This is a genomic window from Shimazuella sp. NTD247 (assembly GCF_059510415.1).
The window spans coordinates 1-24,791 of the sequence record NZ_JCAJZU010000002.1 but is presented as its reverse complement, the minus strand read 5'-3'; the positions used below and the strand labels follow the sequence as shown (position 1 = coordinate 24,791).

18 protein-coding genes, 1 pseudogene and 1 riboswitch are annotated in these 24,791 nt (G+C 36.4%); of the genes and pseudogenes, 17 read left to right on the top strand and 2 right to left on the bottom strand.

The features are described from left to right. Nucleotides 1-322: 322 nt before the first annotated feature. The gene (locus AC5WOC_RS04385) at nucleotides 323-574 is read right to left on the bottom strand and encodes a hypothetical protein (protein ID WP_496054185.1); all 252 of its coding nucleotides are present in this window, start codon (nucleotides 572-574) and stop codon (nucleotides 323-325) included. A 251-nt stretch (nucleotides 575-825) separates the two neighbouring features. Here AC5WOC_RS04385 and AC5WOC_RS04380 point away from each other — a divergent pair, with 251 nt between their 5' ends. From AC5WOC_RS04380 to AC5WOC_RS04330, 11 genes are all read left to right on the top strand, one after another. Next, a complete protein-coding gene (locus AC5WOC_RS04380) occupies nucleotides 826-1,737 on the top strand; it encodes a COX15/CtaA family protein (protein ID WP_496054184.1) in 912 nt (303 codons plus the stop codon). Between the two features lie 69 nt (nucleotides 1,738-1,806). Then, a riboswitch (FMN riboswitch) is annotated at nucleotides 1,807-1,953 on the top strand. Between the two features lie 112 nt (nucleotides 1,954-2,065). After that, the gene (ribD, locus tag AC5WOC_RS04375) at nucleotides 2,066-3,184 is read left to right on the top strand and encodes a bifunctional diaminohydroxyphosphoribosylaminopyrimidine deaminase/5-amino-6-(5-phosphoribosylamino)uracil reductase RibD (RefSeq protein ID WP_496054940.1); all 1,119 of its coding nucleotides are present in this window, start codon (nucleotides 2,066-2,068) and stop codon (nucleotides 3,182-3,184) included. Next, nucleotides 3,165-3,836, top strand: coding sequence for a riboflavin synthase (locus AC5WOC_RS04370; protein WP_496054183.1), 672 nt, complete (start codon nucleotides 3,165-3,167; stop codon nucleotides 3,834-3,836). The genes ribD and AC5WOC_RS04370 overlap by 20 nt, the downstream gene beginning before the upstream one ends. Before the next feature lie 22 nt (nucleotides 3,837-3,858). Beyond that, nucleotides 3,859-5,052, top strand: a complete 1,194-nt coding sequence (locus tag AC5WOC_RS04365; RefSeq protein ID WP_496054182.1) for a bifunctional 3,4-dihydroxy-2-butanone-4-phosphate synthase/GTP cyclohydrolase II — start codon at nucleotides 3,859-3,861, stop codon at nucleotides 5,050-5,052. 21 nt (nucleotides 5,053-5,073) lie between these two features. After that, nucleotides 5,074-5,550, top strand: coding sequence for a 6,7-dimethyl-8-ribityllumazine synthase (gene ribH, locus AC5WOC_RS04360; protein ID WP_496054181.1), 477 nt, complete (start codon nucleotides 5,074-5,076; stop codon nucleotides 5,548-5,550). A gap of 42 nt (nucleotides 5,551-5,592) precedes the next feature. Further along, nucleotides 5,593-6,306 (top strand): segregation and condensation protein A, encoded by a 714-nt coding sequence (locus tag AC5WOC_RS04355; protein WP_496054180.1) that lies wholly within the window; start codon nucleotides 5,593-5,595, stop codon nucleotides 6,304-6,306. Next, nucleotides 6,306-6,905, top strand: coding sequence for an SMC-Scp complex subunit ScpB (gene scpB, locus AC5WOC_RS04350; protein ID WP_496054179.1), 600 nt, complete (start codon nucleotides 6,306-6,308; stop codon nucleotides 6,903-6,905). The genes AC5WOC_RS04355 and scpB overlap by 1 nt, the downstream gene beginning before the upstream one ends. Nucleotides 6,906-7,026: 121 nt before the next feature. Next, nucleotides 7,027-7,365, top strand: coding sequence for a hypothetical protein (locus AC5WOC_RS04345; RefSeq protein ID WP_496054178.1), 339 nt, complete (start codon nucleotides 7,027-7,029; stop codon nucleotides 7,363-7,365). 593 nt (nucleotides 7,366-7,958) lie between these two features. Beyond that, nucleotides 7,959-8,627: a (2Fe-2S)-binding protein gene (locus AC5WOC_RS04340; protein WP_496054177.1), complete on the top strand. Its 669-nt coding sequence runs from the start codon at nucleotides 7,959-7,961 to the stop codon at nucleotides 8,625-8,627. Between the two features lie 86 nt (nucleotides 8,628-8,713). Next, on the top strand, nucleotides 8,714-9,391 hold the full coding sequence (locus AC5WOC_RS04335; protein WP_496054176.1) for a DUF2953 domain-containing protein: 678 nt from the start codon (nucleotides 8,714-8,716) through the stop codon (nucleotides 9,389-9,391). 203 nt (nucleotides 9,392-9,594) lie between these two features. Further along, entirely contained in the window at nucleotides 9,595-17,808 is an 8,214-nt protein-coding gene (locus AC5WOC_RS04330) for an SDR family NAD(P)-dependent oxidoreductase (protein ID WP_496054175.1), read from the top strand. Between the two features lie 111 nt (nucleotides 17,809-17,919). On the opposite strand, the gene AC5WOC_RS04325 is transcribed toward AC5WOC_RS04330, so the two are convergent. Beyond that, on the bottom strand, nucleotides 17,920-18,294 hold the full coding sequence (locus tag AC5WOC_RS04325; RefSeq protein ID WP_496054174.1) for a hypothetical protein: 375 nt from the start codon (nucleotides 18,292-18,294) through the stop codon (nucleotides 17,920-17,922). 854 nt (nucleotides 18,295-19,148) lie between these two features. Here AC5WOC_RS04325 and AC5WOC_RS04320 point away from each other — a divergent pair. The 6 genes and pseudogenes from AC5WOC_RS04320 to AC5WOC_RS04295 all read left to right on the top strand — a co-directional run. Beyond that, nucleotides 19,149-19,485: pseudogene (locus AC5WOC_RS04320) on the top strand (PEP-utilizing enzyme); the annotation flags it as partial. A gap of 206 nt (nucleotides 19,486-19,691) precedes the next feature. Then, the gene (ytfJ, locus tag AC5WOC_RS04315; protein WP_496054939.1) at nucleotides 19,692-20,120 is read left to right on the top strand and encodes a GerW family sporulation protein; all 429 of its coding nucleotides are present in this window, start codon (nucleotides 19,692-19,694) and stop codon (nucleotides 20,118-20,120) included. Nucleotides 20,121-20,439: 319 nt separating this feature from the next. After that, nucleotides 20,440-21,906: a phytoene desaturase family protein gene (locus AC5WOC_RS04310; protein WP_496054173.1), complete on the top strand. Its 1,467-nt coding sequence runs from the start codon at nucleotides 20,440-20,442 to the stop codon at nucleotides 21,904-21,906. A gap of 324 nt (nucleotides 21,907-22,230) precedes the next feature. Further along, nucleotides 22,231-22,455 carry a hypothetical protein gene (locus tag AC5WOC_RS04305; protein ID WP_496054172.1) on the top strand — a complete coding sequence of 75 codons (225 nt, stop codon included), beginning with the start codon at nucleotides 22,231-22,233 and terminating at the stop codon, nucleotides 22,453-22,455. A gap of 132 nt (nucleotides 22,456-22,587) precedes the next feature. Beyond that, nucleotides 22,588-23,121 (top strand): hypothetical protein, encoded by a 534-nt coding sequence (locus AC5WOC_RS04300; RefSeq protein ID WP_496054171.1) that lies wholly within the window; start codon nucleotides 22,588-22,590, stop codon nucleotides 23,119-23,121. Nucleotides 23,122-23,709: 588 nt separating this feature from the next. Next, nucleotides 23,710-24,759, top strand: coding sequence for a lactonase family protein (locus tag AC5WOC_RS04295; protein ID WP_496054170.1), 1,050 nt, complete (start codon nucleotides 23,710-23,712; stop codon nucleotides 24,757-24,759). Nucleotides 24,760-24,791: the final 32 nt, after the last annotated feature.

Sequence of the window (24,791 nt, the reverse complement as noted above, 5' to 3'; positions counted from 1 at the left end):
GGTTTCCCTCTCTATGAGAAGATTGGGGATGGCTTATTCTGATTGAATCTGAGAATGGCTGAGGAAGGGCTTATTCGTGACCGATGTGAATAAGTGAGGGGTAGAAAAGATGCAAGGCAGTCAGAGTGTATACATTGAATGGTTTAAGTAAGAGTATTTATCTATATCTCAAAATTAAAAATATATATAAGTTTCGAAAGGGAATAAGAAGTAATGATAACTTAAAAGTAGACACTGTAGTATGTGTGGAATATGTATTTTGTATCAAGATTAAAAAACGTATCTCCTCTCTTTAAGAATTTGTAGAGAGGAGTATTGAGGTTTATTTCAAACGTTTCACCTCAAAAAGACGAATCCCCTTATGTTCTAGGTATCGAATCTCTCCCACTTTCAGAACATCTTGGATCCTTACATCGAGTTCGATGGTTTTTCCGTTGTCGATCGCCCGATAAAGAATTCTGTGAGGTAAGGCGTAAACACCATACATATATCCAGTGTTTCGATATTCTGTCCATTCATAGTTGGAGTACTTCTTAAAAACAAAGCGATTCGGGAAAACTTCTTTTTCGGACATTTTTTCCCCTTCGAAACAATAGGGAGATTCTGACTTTAGCTTAGTTCGTTTAAATAGCGGCGTCAACCATGCGCAATCGAATTCAACAATATCATAACTTTTCCCTCGAAATGAGTGGGCTATTCGGTTTGTTGAGTGCTGATTTTTATAAATATTTTGATGTTTACAAGCATAATTCTGACGTTTTTATGTCTATTCTTAGAAAACCGTATGTCTATGTTACAATGGGTAATTGGATAGGAGGGGATGAGATGGAGAGACAATATCCCTATTTAAGAATCCTTACATGGTTGACGGTTTTTGGTACTTATTTGATGCTAATCATGGGCGCGATCGTAACAATAACAGCATCTGGACAAGGATGTGGAAATAGTTGGCCTGTATGTAAAGGTCAATTGATTCCTGAAAGTGTATCTATTGAAACGGTGATTGAATATAGTCACCGCATTGTTTCAGGTGCTGTTGGGTTTCTTATTTTAATTTTAGCTGTTTGGTGTTGGATTTCTTTTTGGAAAAACAAAAAAATTCGTTGGTTAGCATTTTATAGTTTGTTTTTTGTTATCTTGCAAGGTGCATTAGGTGCATTAACAGTAGTTTTTCAAGGAGATTTTGAAAAAAAAGCGGCATTGGCATTACATTTTGGGTTTTCGTTGGTTTCACTGGCTAGTGTAGTATTACTAAATATAGAATTGCGGCGTATGCTAAATGGAGACACTGTAACACGTTTTCCCATCAGCAAAAAGTTTCGCATTTTTGCTTGGTTTTATGTCCTTTATACGTACGCAGTGGTCTATACTGGTGCATTAGTTCGACATGCAGATGCTACGATGGCATGTGGTTACCATGTTCCATTATGTGGTCCCCAATTGTTTCCGAGTTTTTCAACACCAGCGGGTATACAAATGTTACATCGATTTGCTGCAGCTTCGTTGTGGTTGATTATGCTGGTATTACTTTTTGTTATTTTGGTAAAATATCGTGATAGAGCACAATTGAAAAAAACAGCTTGGTGGGCATTTGGTTTTATCACATTTCAAGCCGTGTCTGGAATAATTGTGGTATTATCAGGTGGACAGCTTTTAGCAGCATTATTACACACAACTATTATTTCTATCTTTTTCACCATTCTTTTGTATATGGCTACGCAAAAGAAATGGAGTTAGTTACTAAACAAAGTTTAGTACTTTTTATTGTGATAAGAGACCAAATGATTTAGAATATAACATATATCAATAGTCCTTCGGGGTCGGGTGAAATTCCCAACCGGCGGTGAGGTGTCCTAGTAGACCCAAGCCCGTGACCCGATAGAAATTTTTTCTATCGGTGGATTTGGTGAGAATCCAAAGCCGACAGTATAGTCTGGATGGGAGAAGGGCAATGAAACCTTTTTTGAAAATAATACAAAAAAGGTTGATTCGTCATGCTGGAATAACCCCGACCAAAACTATTGTTTGGTCGTTTTTTTGTAGTCAAACCATTTTTGTCTACATAATGTCACATTTTTGGAGGTATGGAGTGGAACAAGATGAGAGATGGATGCACCTTGCGATTCAGTTAGCCGAGGTTACAGCTGGTCAAACTTCACCTAATCCAATGGTAGGAGCAGTTGTAGTTAAAAATAACCGTTTACTTGGTACTGGTGCACATTTGCGCGCAGGAACTCCTCATGCGGAAGTGCATGCGCTTCGTATGGCAGGTGAGGAATCGAGAGGCAGTACGATTTATGTAACACTTGAACCTTGTAATCATTTTGGAAGAACCCCCCCGTGTACCGAAAAAATTATTGAATCTGGAGTAAAACGAGTTGTAATTGGCTCAGGTGATCCAGATAAATTAGTTGCTGGTAAAGGTATTGAGCGTTTAAGAGCAGCTGGATTAGAAGTAGTACAGGGTGTTTTAGAAGAAAAATGTTTCCTCTTAAATGAAGCATATTTTTTTCATCGAAAAACAGGAACACCTTTTGTTACTTTAAAAACGGCGACAACACTTGATGGGAAAATCGCAACTGCGAGCGGCGACAGCAGATGGGTGACAGGGGAAAAGGCAAGGGCATATGTTCATCAATTGAGACATGAACAAGATGCCATTCTCGTAGGTGCCAATACTGTTTTAGCAGATGATCCGGAACTAACTACTCGCCTACCGAATGGGGAGGGAAATCACCCTGTTCGTGTTATTTTAGACAGTAAATTACGTACTCCACTAACTGCTAAGATATTAGATACATCCAAAGCACCAACTTGGATTTTTACAACTGAAAGCAAAGATCCTTTTAAAGAAGCTGCGTTTCAAGAAGCAGGTGTTAAAATTTTCTCTACAGGTTCTGATTCTAAAGTAGATATTTCGAAAGTAATGCAGATATTAGGACAAGAAGGTATTTTATCTTTGTTGGTGGAGGGTGGAGGAGAAATTAATGCTTCCATGTTAAGAGGAAATCATGTGCAAAAAGTGATTGCTTTTCTTGCTCCTAAATTATTAGGCGGAAACACAAGCCCTAGTTCCATTGGAGGAGAAAGTCCAGAAAAAATGGCACAAGCTCTATCTCTGCATCGCTTTTCTTGGAAACAATATGGTGAAGATTTATGTATAATTGGTTATTTGGGAGAGTAAGGGGGATACAATTATTTTTACTGGACTTATTGAAGAAGTTGGTCGTGTAGTACAAATGATTCAGAGTGGGGAAGGGCTAGAATTAACCATTTCATGCTCCAAGGTACTAGAGGAGACAAAAATAGGAGACAGTATTGCCGTAAACGGAGTATGTCTCACTGTAACCAAATTGGGAAACGATTATTTTGTCGCTGATGTAATGGCAGAAACTGTGCGAAAAAGTGCGTTTGCAAACTATCGGCCTTCTACATTTGTAAACTTAGAAAGAGCAATGAAGATGGGAGATCGATTTGGCGGGCATATGGTTCAAGGACATGTAGATGGTGTAGCAACCTTGACAGAAAAAACGGAAGTAGGGAATGCGACTTATTTGCAGTTTCAATGTTTACCAGAACTAATGCCTTTATTAGTGGCAACAGGCTCCATTACTATTAATGGAGTAAGTTTAACACTGGCAGAAGTAATGCAAGATACATTTTCTGTATCTCTTATACCGCATACCTTTCAACAATCACAATTTAAAGTTTTGCAAGTCGGAGATTTAGTAAATATTGAATGCGATATTATTGGAAAATATTTAGTTAAGTGGAATCAGAAAGTAAATAAGGTACAAGTGCTTAGCAAAGAAAAATTAGCAGAGTACGGCTTTTAATTCTGGAAGGAGTACAAAAGAGATGTCTCATACTGTAGAAGAAGCAATAGCCGATTTAAAAGAAGGTCGTATGGTAATCGTTGTTGATGCCCATGACAGAGAAAATGAAGGAGATATTATTTGCCTCGCAGATAGAGTAACTCCTGAGATTATCAACTTTATGGTTACACACGGCAGAGGTTTGGTCTGTGTTTCTATTTCGAAAGAACGAGCAGAAGAGCTAGAATTAGCACCAATGGTTGTTCAAAATACAGAACGTCATGGAACTGCGTTTACTGTCTCTGTGGATTTTGATGAAGTGACCACAGGAATTTCAGCTGCAGAAAGAGCTGCTACCATACAAGCGCTTTGTGATCCATCAAAAAAATCATTTCATTTTCGTCGTCCAGGACATATCTTCCCATTGATCGCAAATTCAGAAGGTGTACTAGGACGACCAGGTCATACTGAAGCAGCGCTTGATCTAGCTAGATTAGCAGGTGGAACTCCTGCTGGGGTTATTTGTGAAGTGCTAAATGAAGATGGAACCATGGCGAGATTACCACAGCTAAAAGAGTTCTCCCAAAAGCATCAGTTAAAAATGATTACCATACAAGAGTTGATTCATTATCGCCGTACGGTCGAACCATTAGTAGAGCGAGTTGTTTCCATTAAACTTCCAACTGATTTTGGCGAATTCAAAATGGTAGGATATTCTAATACTGTAGATGAGAAAGAACATGTGGCTATTATAAAAGGTGAGATCAAACCCGATGAACCTGTGCTTGTTCGCATTCATTCAGAGTGTTTGACTGGTGATGTGTTTGGATCTAGAAGATGCGATTGTGGTCCGCAATTGCATGCTGCTTTAGATACGATAGAAGAAGAAGGATCAGGAATTATTCTTTATATGCGTCAAGAAGGACGAGGCATTGGGCTGTTAAATAAGTTGTTAGCATATAAACTGCAGGAAGAAGGCTATGATACAGTAGAAGCAAATCTGCGGCTTGGGTTCGCTGATGATTTAAGGACATATGATCTTAGCGCACAGATGTTAAAGGACTTGGGTGCTACAAAAATAAGACTGCTTACGAACAATCCTCGTAAAATCAAAGGATTGGATGACCATGGTATCGAAATAGTGGAAACTGTACCAATTCAACTGCCAACCGGTGAACATAACAAACGATATATGGAAACAAAAAAAGAGAAATTAGGACATCTACTACATCTATAAAGTAAAAGAGGTTATGAAACAATGGCGAATATTTTAGAAGGAAAATTAGTCGCAGAAGGATTACGTTTTGCGATTGTTGTAAGCCGTTTTAATGAATTTATCACACAAAAATTATTAACTGGTGCTCAGGATGCATTATATCGACACGGAGCCGACTCTCAAAACATTGATACTGCATGGGTCCCAGGAGCATTTGAAATACCGCTTATTTCGGAACAACTTGCATCCACAGGCAGATATGATGCGATTATTACACTTGGAACTGTAATTCGTGGTGCAACTACTCACTATGATTATGTTTGTAAAGAAGTTGCCAAAGGTGTTGCGTCTGTAAGCAGCAAGTATCAGCTGCCAGTAATTTTCGGTGTACTAACAGTAAACAGTATTGAACAAGCAATTGAACGTGCAGGTACCAAAGCTGGCAATAAAGGTCATGAAGCAGCAGTTAATGCAGTGGAAATGGCTAACTTGCAAAAGGCGATAAAGGCTGTGATGTAAATTACTACGTTACAAGTAAAATTAGATGCATTTGAAGGGCCTTTGGATTTATTGTTACATTTGATTGATAAAGCAGAAGTGGATATCTACGAGGTATCCATTTCTACTATTACAGATCAATATTTGAAGATTTTAGAAGATGCAAAAGCGTGGAATATGGAGATTGCAAGTGAATTTATGGTAATGGCTGCTACTCTTCTATCTTTGAAAAGTAGAATGCTGTTACCACCTGTTGTAAAAGAGGATATCCCTCTCGAAGGTGAGGGGGAGTGGCTTGATCCCCGAGAAGAATTGATAGAACGCTTATTAGTTTATAAACAATTTAAGCGGTTAGGTGATCAGTTGGAGGAACGGGAGAGTGAACAAAATCGTTTGTTTTCTCGACAACCGCTTGATCTAACACCATACACCCCAACGAAAAACCCATTGGAAGGTATCTCGCCAGATGATTTATGGAAAGCGTTGTTCTCCATACTCGAGCAACAACAAACAGAACCAGAAAAGACACTCACAAAGTTAGCAAGAGAAGAAATTTCTGTTAGTGATCGAATGGAGCAAATTTACGAGGAATTATTAATAAAAAAAGAACTTTGGCTCACAGGATTAATGGAAACAGGTGTAATTACCAAGGAAAGACTTATTACTACATTTCTCGCTATTTTAGAATTAATGAAAACCAAACCAATTTTATGTAGACAAGCAGAATTGTTTTCGGATATTTTTATTCAACTTATTCCTACAGGGGAGAAAGTCTGATGGAATCAAAAGATTGGAAAAGAATTTTAGAAGGTATTATTTTTGCTGCTGGTACAGATGGTGTAACTGTAAAAGAGCTAGCACAATGGACAGAGTTACCAAAAAAAGAAGTTCAATTGTTACTGGGTGAAATGCAAATGGAATGGAAATTAGATAACCGTGGAATTCAATTGATGCAAGTTGCAGGTTCCTATCAATTGACAACTCTACCAGAGCATACTCCTTACATACGAAAAATGGCTCAGATTCCCACTCGTGCAGGTCTATCCCGTGCTGCAATTGAAGTTTTGGCGATTATAGCTTACCGCCAACCAGTAACACGAGCTGATATTGAAGAAATAAGAGGAGTAAAAAGTGATCGGATTATTCAGCAATTAGAAAAAAAAGCTCTTATTCGACAAGCAGGCAGAGCAGAAGGTCCTGGCAGACCTATTTTATTTGGCACAACTCGCCAATTTCTACAATACTTTGGATTGAACAAAATCGAAGAACTTCCTTCTCCGGAGTCTATTTTTCATTGGCAGGAGTGGGAAGAGGATCGTAAAAATTTATATGAACGGTTAGGAGTGGAAGAAGAGGAAAACACCGCAATCGAGTAGTTGTTTGTCAAGGGAACACATACGCTGGCGAAAAAATGGAAAAATTACCAAATAATAGTGGAAATTGTTTCTAGTATTCGCTATAATCAAAAAGCGGATGTGAAAGTATAGGGAGGTTCCTATGTCAAATAACAAAGATGCCATACTACAAGAACTACGTTCATTAAATGATGCCGTTCGTGAAGCAAGAAAAGATATTTCTGATCTGAGAAATAACCAGGAACGGAATGAAAAAATGATAACTCAGCTATTGCAAATAGTTGGTACAACCAATGCGAAAGTAAGTTCATTTGATGAGAAAATGATCATGGTAAAAGAATCTTCCACGGAACTAAGATTAAGTATGGAAGCAATTACTCGAAAAATAAAGAAACAAGATGAAATGATGGAACTGCTCGCGAAACGTTCTGTTCAGCAAGAAAATGAAATTGTCGAATTAAAAAAAATCAGGTCAGCTTAATTCAAAACCCAAATAAAAGGGTTTTCTTTTTTTGTTGAACAGTAAACATTTGACACTCCCCATGGCTGAAGCCATGGGATTCTTGGGACGGTAGCCATCTGACTGCTTCATTACAAGCTAACTCCGTGAGCTCCACGGTTGAACAGAGTTTTTGTTGCTACGTCATAGCAAAGACTTACTGCTTGGTTATCGCATTTCAGTCTATCCATTTTTCGGTACGCATAGCATTTTACGTGCAAATCGATTGATTTGCACAACTCTATATACTTTCCACTTTTCCAAGAGCAACTGTCGATAGTCTAACAATAGAATGTGTGTTTGTAAAGTGTTTTTTGAAAAATTTGTCAGATTTATGAGAGGTAGAAACTTCCCTCGTCTACAAAGTGAGACTTGCCACTTTAGTGAATTGGCGAAACTTGTGCTCCCGTTGTAGTGATGCTCGCTAACATCCCACGATTCAAACCGTGGGTTTTCTGACTCGCAAGAATTATAATAAAGAATAGAGCATCATTTTTTGAGAAAATATTGACGAAGAGCTTCTCCATCCTTTACAATTGAGAACAAATATCATTATCATTTAATGGGGAATCCATATGATGGAGACAATTGCTGCCACTTCACAAATAAATGCTTTACCCTTATCGGTATTATTTAATAAATTTTCACTAGAAGACATTTTTCAGAAAAGCAGAGAATCACGAAAAGCATCTTCAACCATCGTAATAGCATCTCAATTTTCAAAAAGATATTGTTCAACTTTATTAATTCCAAGTTTGAGTCGGCTTTTAACAGGAGGAGAATTTCCAAGGATCGATCAAAATAAAAATACAATTTCTCTCTGTTTGGAGACTGGTAGTATCGATCTGGATATTTCTTTTCGCACTAGCACACCTACTCACGAAATAAATTCTATACATAAAATGGATGACTATATTGTTCATTATTTTGCTGATCACTTGGTTCCGTTATGGGAGACTATTTCCAGCGTAACGGGGATAAAAATTGATTTGCTCTGGGAAAATGCTTATATATATATCAAATGGGCTTGTTTGCAAGTAGCACAGACATCGAATGCTGAAGCTATGTTTCAATATTTAACAAAATATGCGGATGGCAGATTATTTGGATTATCAAGTAATCCATTCGATAGCTTTGATGCAAGCAGTTCTATTCGCAAAAGCTGTTGCTTGTACTTTTTACTACCTAGTTCCCAAAAAGAGAAATGCAAAACATGTCCATTAAACTGTAAAAATAAAAATTAGTAATTACAAAGAATATTCATCCCAATTTTTGCCGATCCTGAAGAGAAGGGTCGGTTTTTATATTATTAATTGGTGATGATCAAAAAATGATTATTTTGTTATTAGCAATTGCTTGTATTTTGGTTGGTCTGTATTTGTTTTTTTTGTCAAAGATTCGACTTCGTGCTTTTTATGAACGGAAAGAAGGCAAAGACAAAGGTGAAATTGTCATTATTGCACTTGGCGGCCTTCTTCATTACAAATTATCCATTCCTACTGTAGATTTCAAGAATATGGATGCAGGTGTAAAAGTCGAAAGTAAGCGTCAATCGAATACAAAAAAAGAGAAGGAAGAGACTTTTATTTCATTTGAGAAAATTCATTACTGGTATGAAAATTATGAAGAACTGTTAACTCGAATACGATCTTTTCATGATATCGTACGCTGGTTTATGTCTCATATTCATTGCAATAAGTGGATATGGAAAACAAAAGTAGGCACTGGGGACGCTGCTGAAGCTGGAGTCTTAACGGGTATTGTTTGGGGAGTGAAAACGAATGTACTTGGTTTTATCAGCCATTATATTCAATGGAACGAAAAACCAGATTTAACTGTAACTTCTTCTTTTCAACAATCTATCTTAGAAACCACCTTTGAATCAGAGTTTTCTGTTCCGGTAGGGAAATTCGTTTGCTTTCTCTTTTTATTGCGGTTTCGATCTGGAAAAAGTTCACAAGTAAAAAAACAATCATATGTTTCTGAGCAAAGAACTTCTAACCTTTAATAAATACCATTGTAGATAATAATATCCACAATGGTAAATTTTTAATTTCTAATATACAAAATTTTACACTATTATCAAAGCATATCGACTTAATAATACCACAAATATATATATTATTAGAATAATTAGATGTGACAATTAAATTAAAAATTGCTATAATAGAACTTGTAAACATAAAAATTGTAGCAATGGGGTGACTTTTTTTGGCTCATAATCATATTGCTGTGATCGGAATAGGAAATTATTATCCTGGGGCAAAAAATCCAAAAGAATTATGGAGGAATGTCCTTGCACGAAGACGACAATTCCGTAAAATGCCTAATCAGCGTTTACCACTAGCTGAGTATTATGATAAAGATCCTATTACGCCGGATAAAACGTATTCTGATTACGCTGCTGTGATTGATGATTTTCAGTTCGATTGGTCGAGTAAGCGGATTCCTAAAAGTACATATGAATCAACTGATATCGTCCACTGGCTGGCATTGGAAATAGCAAGCCAAGCTTTAGCTGACGCAGGACTAGTAAAAGAAAGTATTCCAAAAGATAAAACAGGAGTAATCGTTGGTAATTCCCTCACTGGTGAATTTATGCGTTCGTATTCCATGCGGTTGCGTTGGCCGTATGTAAGAAAAGTACTTCGTGCTACAGCGAAACAACAAGGTTTATCGCCAAGCACTCTTGGTCGGCTAGAAGAGGATATGGAAAAAATATATAAGTCCGTTTTTGCACCAGTAACGGAGGATACTCTAGCTGGTAATTTATCCAATACGATTGCAGGCAGAATATGCAACTTTTTTGATTTCCATGGTGGCGGCTATGTTGTAGATGGAGCATGTTCTTCGTCATTACTTGCAGTAGCGACTGCCGCAGATAAATTAGTGAATGGGGATCTAGATTTAGCGATAGCTGGCGGAGTTGATATAAGTTTAGATCCATTGGAGATCATTGGATTTGCAAAGACAAAAGCATTAACAGCTGAAGATATGAATGTATTTGACCAATTTTCTACTGGTTTTATTCCGGGAGAAGGAAGCGGATTCATTATATTAAAACGTTTAGAAGATGCTCGTCGTGATGGAGATTACGTTTATGGAGTACTCCGTGGATGGGGAATTTCTTCTGATGGTAAAGGCGGCATTACTGCTCCGAAAGTAAGTGGACAAGCCCTTGCTTTAAAAAGAGCATATGAAATGGCTGGCTATTCTCCTCATGAATTGGATTTTATAGAAGCACATGGAACAGGAACCAGAGTAGGGGATCGTGTAGAAATTGAAGCAATAGCTGCTACGTTAGAGATGTTCGGCTCTCCAGAAAAACGATCCATAGGAATGACATCGTTTAAATCACTGTTTGGACATACAAAAGCGGCAGCAGGCATTGGTGGGTTAATTAAAGCTATCCTTTCTGTGAATCAAAGAGTCATGGTTCCAACTGCAGGGTGCAGTGTTCCAAATTCCGTTTTTGAAGAGAAAGCACAATCCCTTTACCCTATTCTCCAAGGAGAAGTATATAAACCAGATAGGGTGATGAAAGCTGGAGTTTCGGCTATGGGATTTGGTGGTATCAATTGCCATGTTACACTGGAGTCCGCAGATTCTCCCAAAGAAGATTTGAAAACAGAAATTAGTGAAAGCAAACTACTTGTTTCTCCTCAAGAAACAGAAATATTTATTTTTACAGCCGAGTCTCAAGAAGGATTGAGAGAGAAGATAAAACAAGCATCTTTCTTATCCGATGGAATGAGTATGGCGGAACTTGCTGACTACTCTTACCATTTAATTCGAGCAATACATAAAAAAGCAAAATATCGTGTTGCCATTATTGCAAATCATCCAAAACAACTAACTACTAGATTAGAGAGAGTAGAACAAATTCTTATTGAAAAACAACTCGATGATATTGAGCTGTTTTATGATGCAGAAAATGAGATATGGATTAGTTATCAGAATGTCACTGTTCAAAAGGTAGGATTTTTGTTCCCGGGTCAAGGTTCTCAATTTATTAATATGGGTCGTTTATTAATAGAAAGATATGATTGGGCAAAAGAAATTGCAGCAGAAGCATGGAATCACATGCCAGAATCCGAGAAAATTGTATTCCGGAATTTAGATAAGAAAAAAGATAAAGAAGAGCAAAAAGAGTGGGAAACAGAATTAAAGAAAACCGAGTATTCCCAGATTACTATTTGCTTGGTGTCTGTCCTTTGGTTTGAGTATTTGAAGAAATTAGGAATAAATCCAAGTATTGTAGCAGGTCATTCACTTGGTGAGCTTTCTGCCCTTTATGTAGCAGGTGCATATGATGCAAGTACACTTTTTCATTTAGCCAAAATCAGAGGAGAGGCAATGGCTGCTTCAGGAGAAGACGCAGGAGTTATGGCGAGTCTTCTTTGCAATCAATCCAAGGCTGAGCAACTCATAGCGAACACAGATGGATATGTGGTTATAGCAAATATAAATAGTGAAAAACAGACGGTCATTTCAGGTGAACGAAATGCTGTTCATCAAGTTGTAGATTTGGCGAAAAAAGAACAAATTCAAACATATCTTTTGCCCGTTTCCAATGCTTTTCATTCTAAATTAGTACAAGATGCTTCAGATCAGTTAAATAGCCTTTCCTATCTTTCTGAAGATAAAGCATTGACCATTCCGTTTGTTTCGGGGATAGACGGTATGGAGTGGAATGAACTAAAAGTTAGAGAAGGTAAGAATTACTTTGCAAAACAAGTAATTAGTCAAGTGCGATTTACTGATATATTAAATATGCTTCGAGAAACATGTGATTTACTTGTCGAAGTTGGTCCTGGTCGAGTACTAACGGGTCTTGTCCAGTCTGATCGTTCCTACCCGTTATCATGTATCCCTGTGGAATCAAAGAGTGGACAGACAGGAGATCTTCAAAGCTTGTTAGCACTGTACTTTGTTCAAGGGGGAGAAATCAACTGGGAAGTACTTTATGAGAATCGTTTAATAGAGCCATTTGTATCAGCACAGGACAAACGTTTTATTATAAATCCAGTAGAGCTGCCTTTACAAATAGATGAGAATCATGACAATCAAATTGTCAATAATATATCTCCTTTTATATCTAAAAATAATCAAATATCCTCAATAGACTTAGAGAATTATTTACAAAAAAGAGGGGATTTCATATTTGATGTCATTCAATCCGATATGAAACATTATCAATCCAATTCTACTGAAAATATACAAATTGCTAATTCAACTACTGAATTTGCGCAAGTTAATTCTCAATCAAATAATTTAGCTGAGTTTCAGAAAAACAAGACTACTGAAGTTAGTAATTCTGAGTTTGTCGATCAGGTAATAATCCAAGAAGCATCAAATATTACTGGATATTCAATCGACTCTATTTCAATGAAACATCATGTATTAGATGATTTAAATATGGATTCCATTAAATCTGCTGATTTTGTTGCTAAAATCGTGCGCAGATTAGGAGTAACTGAACCATTAGATCCTACTGAATTTGCAAATGCTACTTTAGAGGAGCTAATGAAAACTATTTTAAATCTGGTTCCGCAAAGCGAAGAGGTACAGAGGAGTTCTAATTTTCAATTAGAAAATTTCATTTTCACAGAAGTGGCAAAATTTACTGGATTTCATAAAGAATCGATAAAAATGGAATACCGCTTACTGGATGATTTAAATCTGGATTCGATCAAATCAGCAGAGTTCGTATCGCTAATTGTGAAAGCATTAGATATAAAGGAAACCATTGATGTCACGGAATACGCAAATGCGAGTTTAGCTGAAATAGCGGGTGATTTGGAAAAGTATGCAATAATAGAAGAGATGTCATCTCATCGCACACCAATAACGCAGATGCAGCAAAGTGACGAAATAATTGTTCAAGAAGTGGCAAAATTTACTGGATTTCATAAAGAATCCATAAAAATGGAATACCGCCTACTGGATGATTTAAACTTGGATTCGATCAAATCAGCAGAATTCGTATCACAAGTTGTGAAAGCTTTAGGAATTATGGAAACCATTGATGTCACGGAATACGCAAATGCGAGTTTAACTGAAATAGCGAGCGATTTGAAAAAGTATGCAACAATAGAAGAGATACCAACTCATCATCGCACACCAATAACGCAGACGCAGCAAAGCGGTGAAATAATTGTTCAAGAAGTGGCAAAATTTACTGGATTTCATAAAGAATCGATAAAAATGGAATACCGCCTACTGGATGATTTGAATTTGGATTCAATCAAATCAGCAGAGTTCGTATCGCAAGTTGTGAAAGCCTTAGGAATTACGGAAACCATTGATGTTACGGAATATGCAAATGCGAGTTTGGCGGAGATTACTGAGCAATTAGAACGTTTTAAAAAAATAGATGAGCATGTTAAAACCGATGTTCCAGTTATTTTAAAACAAGAAGTGAAAACAAATGAAGTGAAGATACTTAATAAAAAGTCTCCAAAAGAAATCAAAGAATCAGATTCTTGGGATCGGAACCCGATAAATTGGGTTAGAGAATTTGCTTTGGAATATACAGAAATGCCACGATTAGAACGCAGCTCAAATTTCTCAAGTGAAGATAGTTTTTTAATTGTAACTGACCAAAATAGAAATACCTTAGCCCAAAAATTAGTACATCAACTTCAAAAAAATAATGTAAAGAGTACGATTGCTACTTTTTATAAATTGAAACAAAATTATTTATTGAAAGAAAAAGCATTCAGTCATATTGTCGTGATTCTACCAAAAACAGATTTGCGCAATGATATTGAAGGTATGATAGATCGTTTGCAAAGTGTTATTCAACCTGGATTAAAACATGGTTTTGATGCTTCCATTACTTATATTCAATATGGCGGTGGCAAATTTGGTAGTAGTCTAGACCAAGTGCCGCTAGGATCCAGCAGTGCAAAAGCTTTTGCTTCAAGTCTGTATCAGGAACGCCCAAATGCAAAAATTCGTATTATCGATTTGCATACAAAGTTGAAAGCATCCGAAATTGTCCATGATGTTCTTGCAGAAATAGCTGATCCCAAACCCTTTATTGTGGTGGGGTATGATAAGGATAGAGTAAGATATATTCCATTTTCTGTATTACAAGATCCAAATTTATATACTCCAAGAAATCTTGATTGGGATGAACAAGATGTTATTTTGGTAACAGGTGGAGCAAAAGGAGTCACTGCAGAATGTATGATAGGAGTAGCTAAGACAATACCTGCAAAAATAGCTCTTGTCGGAAGCTCTCCTAAAAATCAAATAGAAGTGCAAAAAAATATTAGTAGATTCCAAAAATTGGGTGTTGAATGTGAATATTATCAATGTGATATAACTGATAACGATCAAGTGAGCGAATTAATTGAACAAATAAACATGGAACTCGGAGAAATTACGGCTTTTGTACATGGAGCTGCCAATCTAAAATCAAAACGTGCAGAACAAACTACCAAGGAAGCGTTTATAAATGAAATTGCACCTAAAGTTTTTGGTGCTAGAAATATTTTGGAAAACTTAAATGATCATTCACTTAAATTGGTTATAGGATTTTCCTCTCTTGCTGGAATATCAGGCATGGCAGGAAATACTTCATATGCTTATTCAAACGAAATGTTGCAATTAATGATGAAAAACTTTGAAAATCTGCAATCAGATACACAAACATTAGTTATTTCGTTTGGTCTTTGGGATGAAGTAGGTATGGGAACAAAAGGTGGTGTAACGAAGTATTTAGAAAAGAAAGGGATCTATCCAATTCCTGTTAATGAAGGTGTGAAAAAATTCATTCACTTGTTTCATCATCAACCAGAAACAAGCCAAATTATTCTTACTTCGAGAATTAAAGATTTTCCGACATGGGTACCAAAATCAGTAAATCGGAAGAAAAGATACCATTTTATCGATGAAGTTATGTATGATCATCCGAACATTGAGATGATTGCCAAACATCATCTCCATGCTTCAAAAGATAATTATATTCAAGATCATGTATTTAATGGCACTTACTTGTTCCCTGGTGTATTCGGAGTGGAAGCGATGGCACAAGCTGCATCGTTTGTTACAGGAATAAATGACTTTAGTAATGTATTGATTGAGAATGTACAATTTAATGCTCCAGTAATAGTTGATAAAGATCAAGGTACAACGATTGAAATTCGTGCGTTTGTTTTGGAGGATGGAAGAATAAGAACCGAGATTCGCTCTGAAACATCTGGTTTTCTAAAAGCTCATTTTTCAGCAATGTTTTCATTCCAACAGATGGAAACGATCCATGAAGAAATAGAGTTTCCAGAAAAAGCATTAAATTTAAATATAGAAACAGATTTCTATAAACCGATCATGTTCCATGGTTCTCGTTACTATCAAATCGAATCCATTTACGATACGTTTTTCAATAAAGAACAAGGAATTGGGGAAACTTTATTTACTGTACGTGGTGAAGATTATGATGATTTCCTATTAGGAGATCCATATTTGCAAGATGCTCTGTTACAATCAGGACGAGTTATCGCACCACAAGATCAGTTCTTACCTGTAGAAATAGTATCGTTGCGAAAAATGAAAATGAATCAAAGTCAAGGGATTTGGCGTGGTGTCACCAAATTTATTAAACAAGAAGATAAACATTATATTTTCTCAATTATGTTGATCGATGAACACAATCGCATCGTGCAGCAAATTTCTGACTACAAAGTTTACATTTTCGAACATCTACCAGAACTACCTACTGCCAAAGAATTAGTTGAATTGTCTTTTTCTAATGAAAATCGGATAAAAGATGCATTAAAACCATATTTAATAACAGATGATCAGACCAGTATTCCTGAGATTGGGATAAAATTATTACCAAATATACACCAAGATTCAAGGGAGATTCGTCATCAGCGAGTAGAAGCTTTGTTTAAAAGCGTGACTAGAAAAAAAGGTATGCCTACAACAGTTAAACTGTCATGGGAAGATACTGGGAAACCTATTATTACTAACAATTTTAAACAAAATGGAATGGGAGTATCCATTGCACATGATGATGATTTCACACTATGTGTAATCGATGATGGTGCACAAGGGTGCGATATTCTCCCGATTGAACATAGAGATGAAGAAAAATGGATAGCTATTTTACCAATTGACAGTGTATCCTTATTGAACGAATTACAAGATCAAGGTGATACACTAGATACCGCAGGCAGCAGAATCTGGTCAAGCTTGGAAGCAGCCAAAAAAGCAAGTGGCCAGTCTGTTAAGAAGGTCGAAATGTTTAAAAAAGTTGCGGATGTTGTAGAATTTATTGCCTATACAGAGACATCTTCCTATTTTGTAATTACAGTGCAAGTGCAATTGACAAGTGAGACACCAAGAATGATTGCCTTTGTTAGTAAAGAACAAGGAACGCTACTTCAGGATATAACAGAGAGACAAAAACAATCCAGTTCGAATCTTTTTGGTTATTCTGACCGAGAAAAAGGGTTTGTTTACCGTTTTCCACTTATTTTTGAAGATAGTTCAACCATAAGTAGAAGAGTCAACTTTTCAAGTTATTCGAAGTGGATGGGAAAAGTTCGAGAACTATTTACAGCAGATATTATGGAACAAGTTAAAGAACAGATGGCAAGTGGAAAATGGGGTATGTGTACAAACTTTAATCAGACAGAAGTATTTGGTGAAGCGAAGTCTGATGATGTGATTGAAGCTCATTTCCGTTTAGAATTTATGCGTGAAGACTCCTTTGTTCAATATGTTTGTTATTGGCATAAAGTGCTAGAAAATGGAGAACTTGAACTTATTGCGTTAAATCGACAAGGTATGACTTGGGTAGAGATAACAGGACATGGGCTTGTGAAGAAAAGCCCGCTGCCAAAATATTTTAAAGAGTTTTTGGCAGATCGTTTAGCTTCTGTGGAGAATATTCCTGCACTTGAAACAACGAAGTGGTTATCCAATAAATTAGGTAAACTCCATTATTCATTGAATAATACACCATCCAATCGAATGATACTGCAAAGAAAAACGTTTGAAACCTCTCTAGAAGAATCCAATTTAGTTGGAAATGTTTACTTTGCTAACTATACGATTTGGCAGGGAGTATTGCGGGACATGTATTTTTATCAGTTAGCACCGGAGTTTTATAAAGGTGTCGGAGAGTTAGGGGAATGGATCCCGGTTAGCAACGATACCCAGCATTTAAGAGAAGCGATGCCTTTCGACTCTATTGTAGTGGAAATGTCCTTGTCAGCAAGATATGAATATGGACTCAAATTATTTTTTGAGTATTTCAGATTAGAAGAAGATGGAACAAAACAAAAATTATCTTTTGCTGAACAAAATATTATTTGGGTAAATAGAGATGAATTTGGAGTTCCGCATCCAGCACCTCTACCAGAAAAAATCACTCGAGCATTGGATAAGACCTATGTTTCTTATGTTTAAGCACATCGATGGCAAGAGAATAAAAAATAACAAACCTGACTCTGTTATTTAGAGTCAGGTTTGTTATTGAAAAATAAAAATAAGAGAGCTTTTTAAAAAAAGAAAGAAGGACTATTTGCCCCAGTTGCCAAAAAGTTTTCTAGTTAAGACTTGTTTTTTACTAATTTTTTCTATGTAACAAATATGAATATCATTATATGGTTCAGTTCGAGTTACTTCGGATACTAAAAATTCATCGTTGAAGTTAGAATTTGCTTTATGAAAATCTTCTTCTGTATTATAGAAAATATCTAGTTGGGCAACATACCGGACTTTAATGTCCTTATCAACCAAAAAAGAAAAAGGGGAGTTTTGGGCTACTTCACAATATGCTACACCAGGTACTTCAAGTAATCTTGGCACAATATCTCTTTTTAGCCATGCAATAACTTCATTTGGGTTTTGGGTTTCCTCGTGTTCTCTGAACTGCATGCTCATTTTGATCATCGAGCTCTCTCCTTCTTTTTTATATTAAACAAATTATAATCGTTTGAATTGATTCTTTGTACCCATAAATATGAAAAATAATGAATATTTTTCATCTGAATGTTCTCTAATGGTTTGGAAATGTTATATTTATTCAAATATATTGTTCGGAAATTTGCGCAAACATCCAGAAAGAGACATAAGCACCAATAACATGTCCAAGAGACACAAATGGTCGACTATAGAGAATTGATCAATTACTGGCAGAGGAATGAAAGGGTACTGGATTGAAGATTCCAGACGGGGATTATTATTTGAAAACTCTTTATAAGAGAGAAGTAGCAGATCTTGCGGAGGGTAACCTATGGGGACAGAAATAAAAAAATATAAAGTAATTTTTTTCTATATATTAGAAAAGAAAAGGGTGTTTTTAATGTATCTCTATTTCTTATATATAACACACTAACCTTCCCCACTTTAATTATAAAATAGAAACAGAATAAAATATAGACTATTCTTTTTTTAGCTGTACTTTAAGATTGGTTAATGTCTATAACAACCGATCAGGGGGCGATATAGAATGAGTTTGGTCCTCGGTTTTCAAGAAATGAATAAAACACAGCTTTTGCTAGTTGGCGGAAAAGGTTTAAATCTAGGTGAATCATAAATCATCAGGAAGATTCGTCAAATCATTTTAGAAGTAGAAACTTCTTTCAAATGAGGAAAGCTATTACTTACTATATCTTTCATTTTACTGAGGAACATGCTTATGCCGTGAGATCCAGTGAATCTTTATTATTATCACTTTAGAGGAGATTCGCAATGCTGTAGCAACGTACAATTGGATTATGAGCTCATCAACAACGAAAAGAGGAGAACGAGAAAATCTTCCAATCTGGGGCTATTGCAGGTCTTCCTGTTTCTTCTGGAGTGGTAGAGGGAAGAGCACATGTCATCTTAAAGGTGGAAAATGCAATTCTAGAGGATGGAGATATCTTAATCACGGCCTTTACTGACCCAAGCTGGACACCTTTGTTTGTTACCATAAAAGCGTTAATTACTGAGGTTGGTGGATTGATGACCCATGGTGCGTTATCGCACGTGAATAGGGCTTACCCAGCCGTTGTCGGTGTTGAAAATGCCACCAAATTGATGAAAGATGGTCAACGTATTCGAGTAAATGAAACAGATGGATATATTGAAATCTTGTAATAGATGAACGTAGCACCGCTTCAGTAACTACTGGAGCGGTGCATTACTATCTTTTCTTTATGAGTTCTCCACTCAATGTCTTAAAACATGACTAATTTGCATTTGAATATCTTTAGCTCTATTGGGGGAAGCTATCTTCATATGTAATAGCTCTGAACAATGGAGGAGGATATAAGGTGACTAACGAACATCCTATTCAAGGTTTGATGCAGACAGCAATGGAAAACCTAAGAGATATGGTAGATGTAAATACAATTATCGGTGCACCTGTAGAGACGCCTGATGGACAAGTGATAATCCCAGTGAGTAAAGTTGGATTTGGATTTGCTGCAGGTGGTAGTGAATTTTCAACTGGGACAAAGACATCAAAATCCAATGGTAATGGACATGAACCTGCAAAAGTTGATAAACATTTTCCTTTTGGTGGAGGTAGTGGTGGTGGAGTCTCCATTACTCCTGTAGCCTTTATTGTAGTTGGTGAACATGGAATTCGTTTGCTTAGTATGGAAGGTAATGCACACTTGATCGATCGCATTTTTGATATGGCACCGAATGTGTTTGGTAAGTTTAGCTCGAAGAAAAAAGCCGGAGTAACAGGTACAGGAGATGCTGCACCACAAACACCAATTGATTAATTTTTTATTTTAGCCTGAGGTATTTATTCATATCTCAGGTTTTTTGAAATTTAAATGTGAAAATTTCCTAATCCAAATAATTCAATCTTCAATATTTATGTAAGTTTGTAAAATATGAAGATGAATTTTGAACCGAGTTGATAATCAATTGCTGCAGCTGAATGTCTGTTTTTCATTAGAAAGCAGTATATTTTGATTGTCGAAATTATATATAAATCAGAAATAAAAATATATATTTAATTTATAAAAGTATCAAATATAAGTATAGTTTGTTATAATTTAATTTGCTAAAATATTAAATTACTTGGGAGGTTGTCGATTGGGAAAATATGATGTAATCGTAATAGGTGCGGGGTATGGTGGACTAACTTCTGCTGCGTTGTTATCTCAATCAGGAGCAAAAGTACTTGTTCTGGAACAGCATTATGAAGTCGGCGGTTATGTTAGTATGTTTCGTAGAGGAAAATTTAATTTTGATGTTGCTGTGCACTTAGTAAGCGGCTGTGAACCAGGCGGTGAAGTGCATTCTCTTTATGAGAGACTAGGTTTATTAGATAAAATTGATTTTATCGAAGTAAGTCCTATGTATAACCTGTATTTGGGTGATACACTGTATGAAGACATTCCCTCTAGTCTAGACCATATGGCAAAAAAGTTATCTGAATGGTTTCCAGACGATAGTGAAGCAATCTATCAAACGATTGATGAGATAAAAATGATGGGAAGAGCTGGTCTATCCTATATTTCAGGTGAAAGTATCAATGACCCTGTAGTTGGTCAACGTTTTATGGAAATCGCACCAATGCCATTTGGAGAATATTTAAATAATCGATTTTCTCATCCTCATGTGCGTCTTATTTTAAGCTCTTTGCATCCATATGCAGGAAGCAATATCAATGAAGTGTCCTCTATTTTTATGATGAGTATGCTGGCAACCTATCATCCAGGTGCGTTTTACCCTAGAGGCGGTTCTCAAATTCTCAGTGATGTATTGAGAAATTATATTGTAGATCATGGTGGACAAGTCTTGATGAGACGTAAAGTAGAGAAGATTACATATGAAGGAACGAAAATAACAGGTGTAGTAGACCATAAAGGAAATGAATATCGTGCGCCGATTGTTATTTCCAATGGTGATATGGAGAAGACAATAAACAATCTGCTGGGGAAAGAGTTATTCCCAAAATTATACTCTGAAAATATAGAAAAGTTAAAACCCTCTCCTTCTGCTGTCGTTTTGTATGCAGGGATTCGTGATGAAGATTTAGAAAACAAACTTCCTCATGAAACTTTTTTCTTTCCGGAAAATGAAATTCATGACAACCAACAGTATTTGTATAATCCATTAGATCCAAATTCTAATCCATGTATTCTTGCATGTTCCCCTTCTGCAATTGATAATTCTCTTGCACCAGAAGGTCATTCAGTTGTTTCCTTCATGGCTTTATGTAATAGGGAAACAATTGAAAAAATTAAACAGGATAAAGGCAAGGAATTTATTACCGAGCATTTTCTTCAATTAATTGATAAAAAAGTACCCAATATAAGTAAGAGTTTAATCATTCATGAATTGGCTACTCCTAGTACTATTGAGCATTATACGCTAAACAAAGGCGGTGCTGTGTATGGTTGGGCAAGAGACGTTAATCAAGCATGGGAAGCAGATATGGGTCCCACTTCTCCGATAGAGGGACTGTATTTTGCGGGGCACTGGAATCCTAATGCTCATGGTGTATATGGAGCATGTTTATCCGGCAGAAGAGTAGCCGAAATGATTATTAAATAATGTTGTCTAAATCGTAGATATAAATTTCTAATATTGCCTGATGTTAAAAGAACACGAAAAATCAGCGATCTGTGCTCAAAAGATTGCTGATTTTTCTGTTTTCTATCCACTAATTACAGCCTTATTCATTTTTATTTTTATTTATTTTGAATTTCAAAATAAATAAAATACCTGCTTTACTGCCTAAATATGATGAAAATGCTGAGATGCAGGTTTATTCTTTTTAAATTATTAATTGAAATGTTTGTTTCAAGAAGACAATTTGACTATTGTTTTATTCTTAAATATATGAATATTCCCATTTTTAAACTACAATTGGAGTACATGCAGTTCAACCTTGAAGGAAAAGGCCATGAAAAAAATCATCCCCTTCGTACGATTGCTCGTTTGATAGAAAAGACAGTATACGCTACTTGGATGAGGGGAATTGTTTTCACCATTAGTCCTGTGGTAGGTTCCATGATGAATCGAAAGAAGCAGGTAGCTCGCTACATTCGATGGGCAATGGGTACTGTAGTGATTGGTACTTCTGTCTCATGGGCCAATTGATCCTAGCTCATAGCATGGTGGGAATATTCACGAATAACTCAACCGTCTCGACCATGTCTGTGTGGTTGATCCTTCTTTACGCAAGGGTAAATGGTCTTTGGTATATCTATGCGTGCGTAGAAGAAGTATTCGGTGTATACAAGCAGATCGAAACCACCGCTATTATTAGTACTTTCTTTGCTTGACGCTGAGGGAATGAAAGATCCTGTAATGAGGGTATGGAATGCCCAACAAGCTCTTATAAACCTCGAAAAACTTAAACATACCTATCAGTTGCCTGTTGAGGATAACATTCCTGCTGTTAAGCAGTTGCTGAAAGATGCGCTCGATGTTATCGAAACAGATGAATTGTTGATCGAACGATACTGCAATGATTGCTGCAAGGTTGGATTTGTCTGGACATATTCGCAGGCAGTCTACGAATCATTCGTTCGACAGGTTGAAGTAGTCGCGAAAGAGACAGCGTGGTATAAGCACTTGAGAGAAGATGTCTATTTGGGAGTTATTGAGGATTGCCACTCTCTGCCTGGAGTTGACCTCCGTTTGGCCTATGAGGAGTTGGAACGCAGACGAGCTAGAGAACACCAAGAAGATCTGGAACAGTGGAAGATTTGGAGAGCCAGCAACTTCTGGAGTAAAAGCACGGAATCTTTGGACTATCCATAACAGCTCGACCTTTTTTTGTTTAAAACTCCCCTTCTAATTTGATTGGAAGGGGGGGCAGTTATTTAAGCTTTTTATTATGGAAATAAAAAATATGTTCAATTGCCTACTTTCAGTCTTCGTTTTCTCCTTTTACACTAAAACATATCTCTTGAAACTTCAGATTGCGGATCTTGAATTTCATTTCCTTCTTTTTAACATAATTTTAAAATCTAATATTTCTCTGTTTATCTAGCGAAAGATAACAAGAATTAATTCGAAAAAAGGTCGATGAAAAATATAGACAAAAAGGACACAAAAGATCAGCAATCTATGAATGGTTGATTTTTTCGTTCTATTTCATTTTTATTTCTTTTGAACTTAATTGTGGCTATATATGAAAGGATTAGGATATCATAGGAATCAACAGAAATTCAGCATGTTCACTGTTAGGGGCAAATGTTTTGATCATTGGATATGATTCTTTTAAAATCTGGATTAGTTCAAGCAGGAGTAGCAATAGCTGAACTTATTTTAAAATGAATTTTTTATGTTCTTCACAAATTAATGTTATAACAGATAAATAAGTTGATTTATAAAGGAGTTAATAGAATGGGAAGTTCAAAGTTTACAGGATACGTTGGAACCTACACGAATGGGGATAGCAAAGGTATTTATTCATTCGAATTAGACACAACATCAGGCAAAATCGATAATGTTAAAGTAGCTGCCGAATTAGAAAATCCTACTTATTTGAATATAAGTCCTGATTACCGCTATCTTTATTCCGTGATTAAAGAAGGAGATGCCGGTGGTGTAGCAGCTTTTTCCCTTGATGATAATGACCAGCTTACGTTTATAAATGCGGAAGTGTCGGCTGGTTCGCCTCCATGTCATGTGAGTATTGATCAAAATCAACGTTATGTTTTTTCTACGAATTATCACAAAGGAACGGTAGAATCATCAGTTATCAATCCAAACAATGGTGCGATTTATCCACCTGTATCGGTTATTCATCACGAAGGTTCTGGCCCAGATCCAAGGCAAGAAAAGGCACATACACACTTTGCTGAAATGACACCTGATGGGAAATTTTTAGTAGTAATGGAGTTAGGTAGTGACAAAATAATCACTTATTCAGTGGACAATGAAGGGAAATTAGACAAAGTAACGGATTTGAATGTACAACCTGGCAGCGGCCCTAGACATTTGGCTTTTCATCCGAATGACCCCTCTACCGTTTATGTAATGACTGAATTCAGCTCAGAAGTGATTGTTTTGACCTACAATAGTACAGACGGAAGTTTTACATCATTACAAACTATATCAACCATCCCAGCTGATTTTACTGAGAATAATCAAGGCAGTGCAATTCATGTTTCTGATGATGGGAAGTTTGTGTATGCGGGCAATCGAGGACATAACAGTATTGCTATTTTTTCGATTGATTCCCAAACGAAAAAGTTAACATTTGTAACCCGAAACTCAACAGAAGGGGATTGGCCAAGGGATTTTGCATTAGATCCAACTGGAAATTTTCTCGTTGCCTCGAATCAAAATTCGAGTAATTTAGTTTTGTTTTCCAGAGATCAGGAAACAGGGAAATTGAGCTTATTACAAAAAAATATAACAGTCCCAAATCCTGTTTGTGTGAAGTTTTAAGTCAAACAAAAACCACTTCTTTAAGAAGTGGT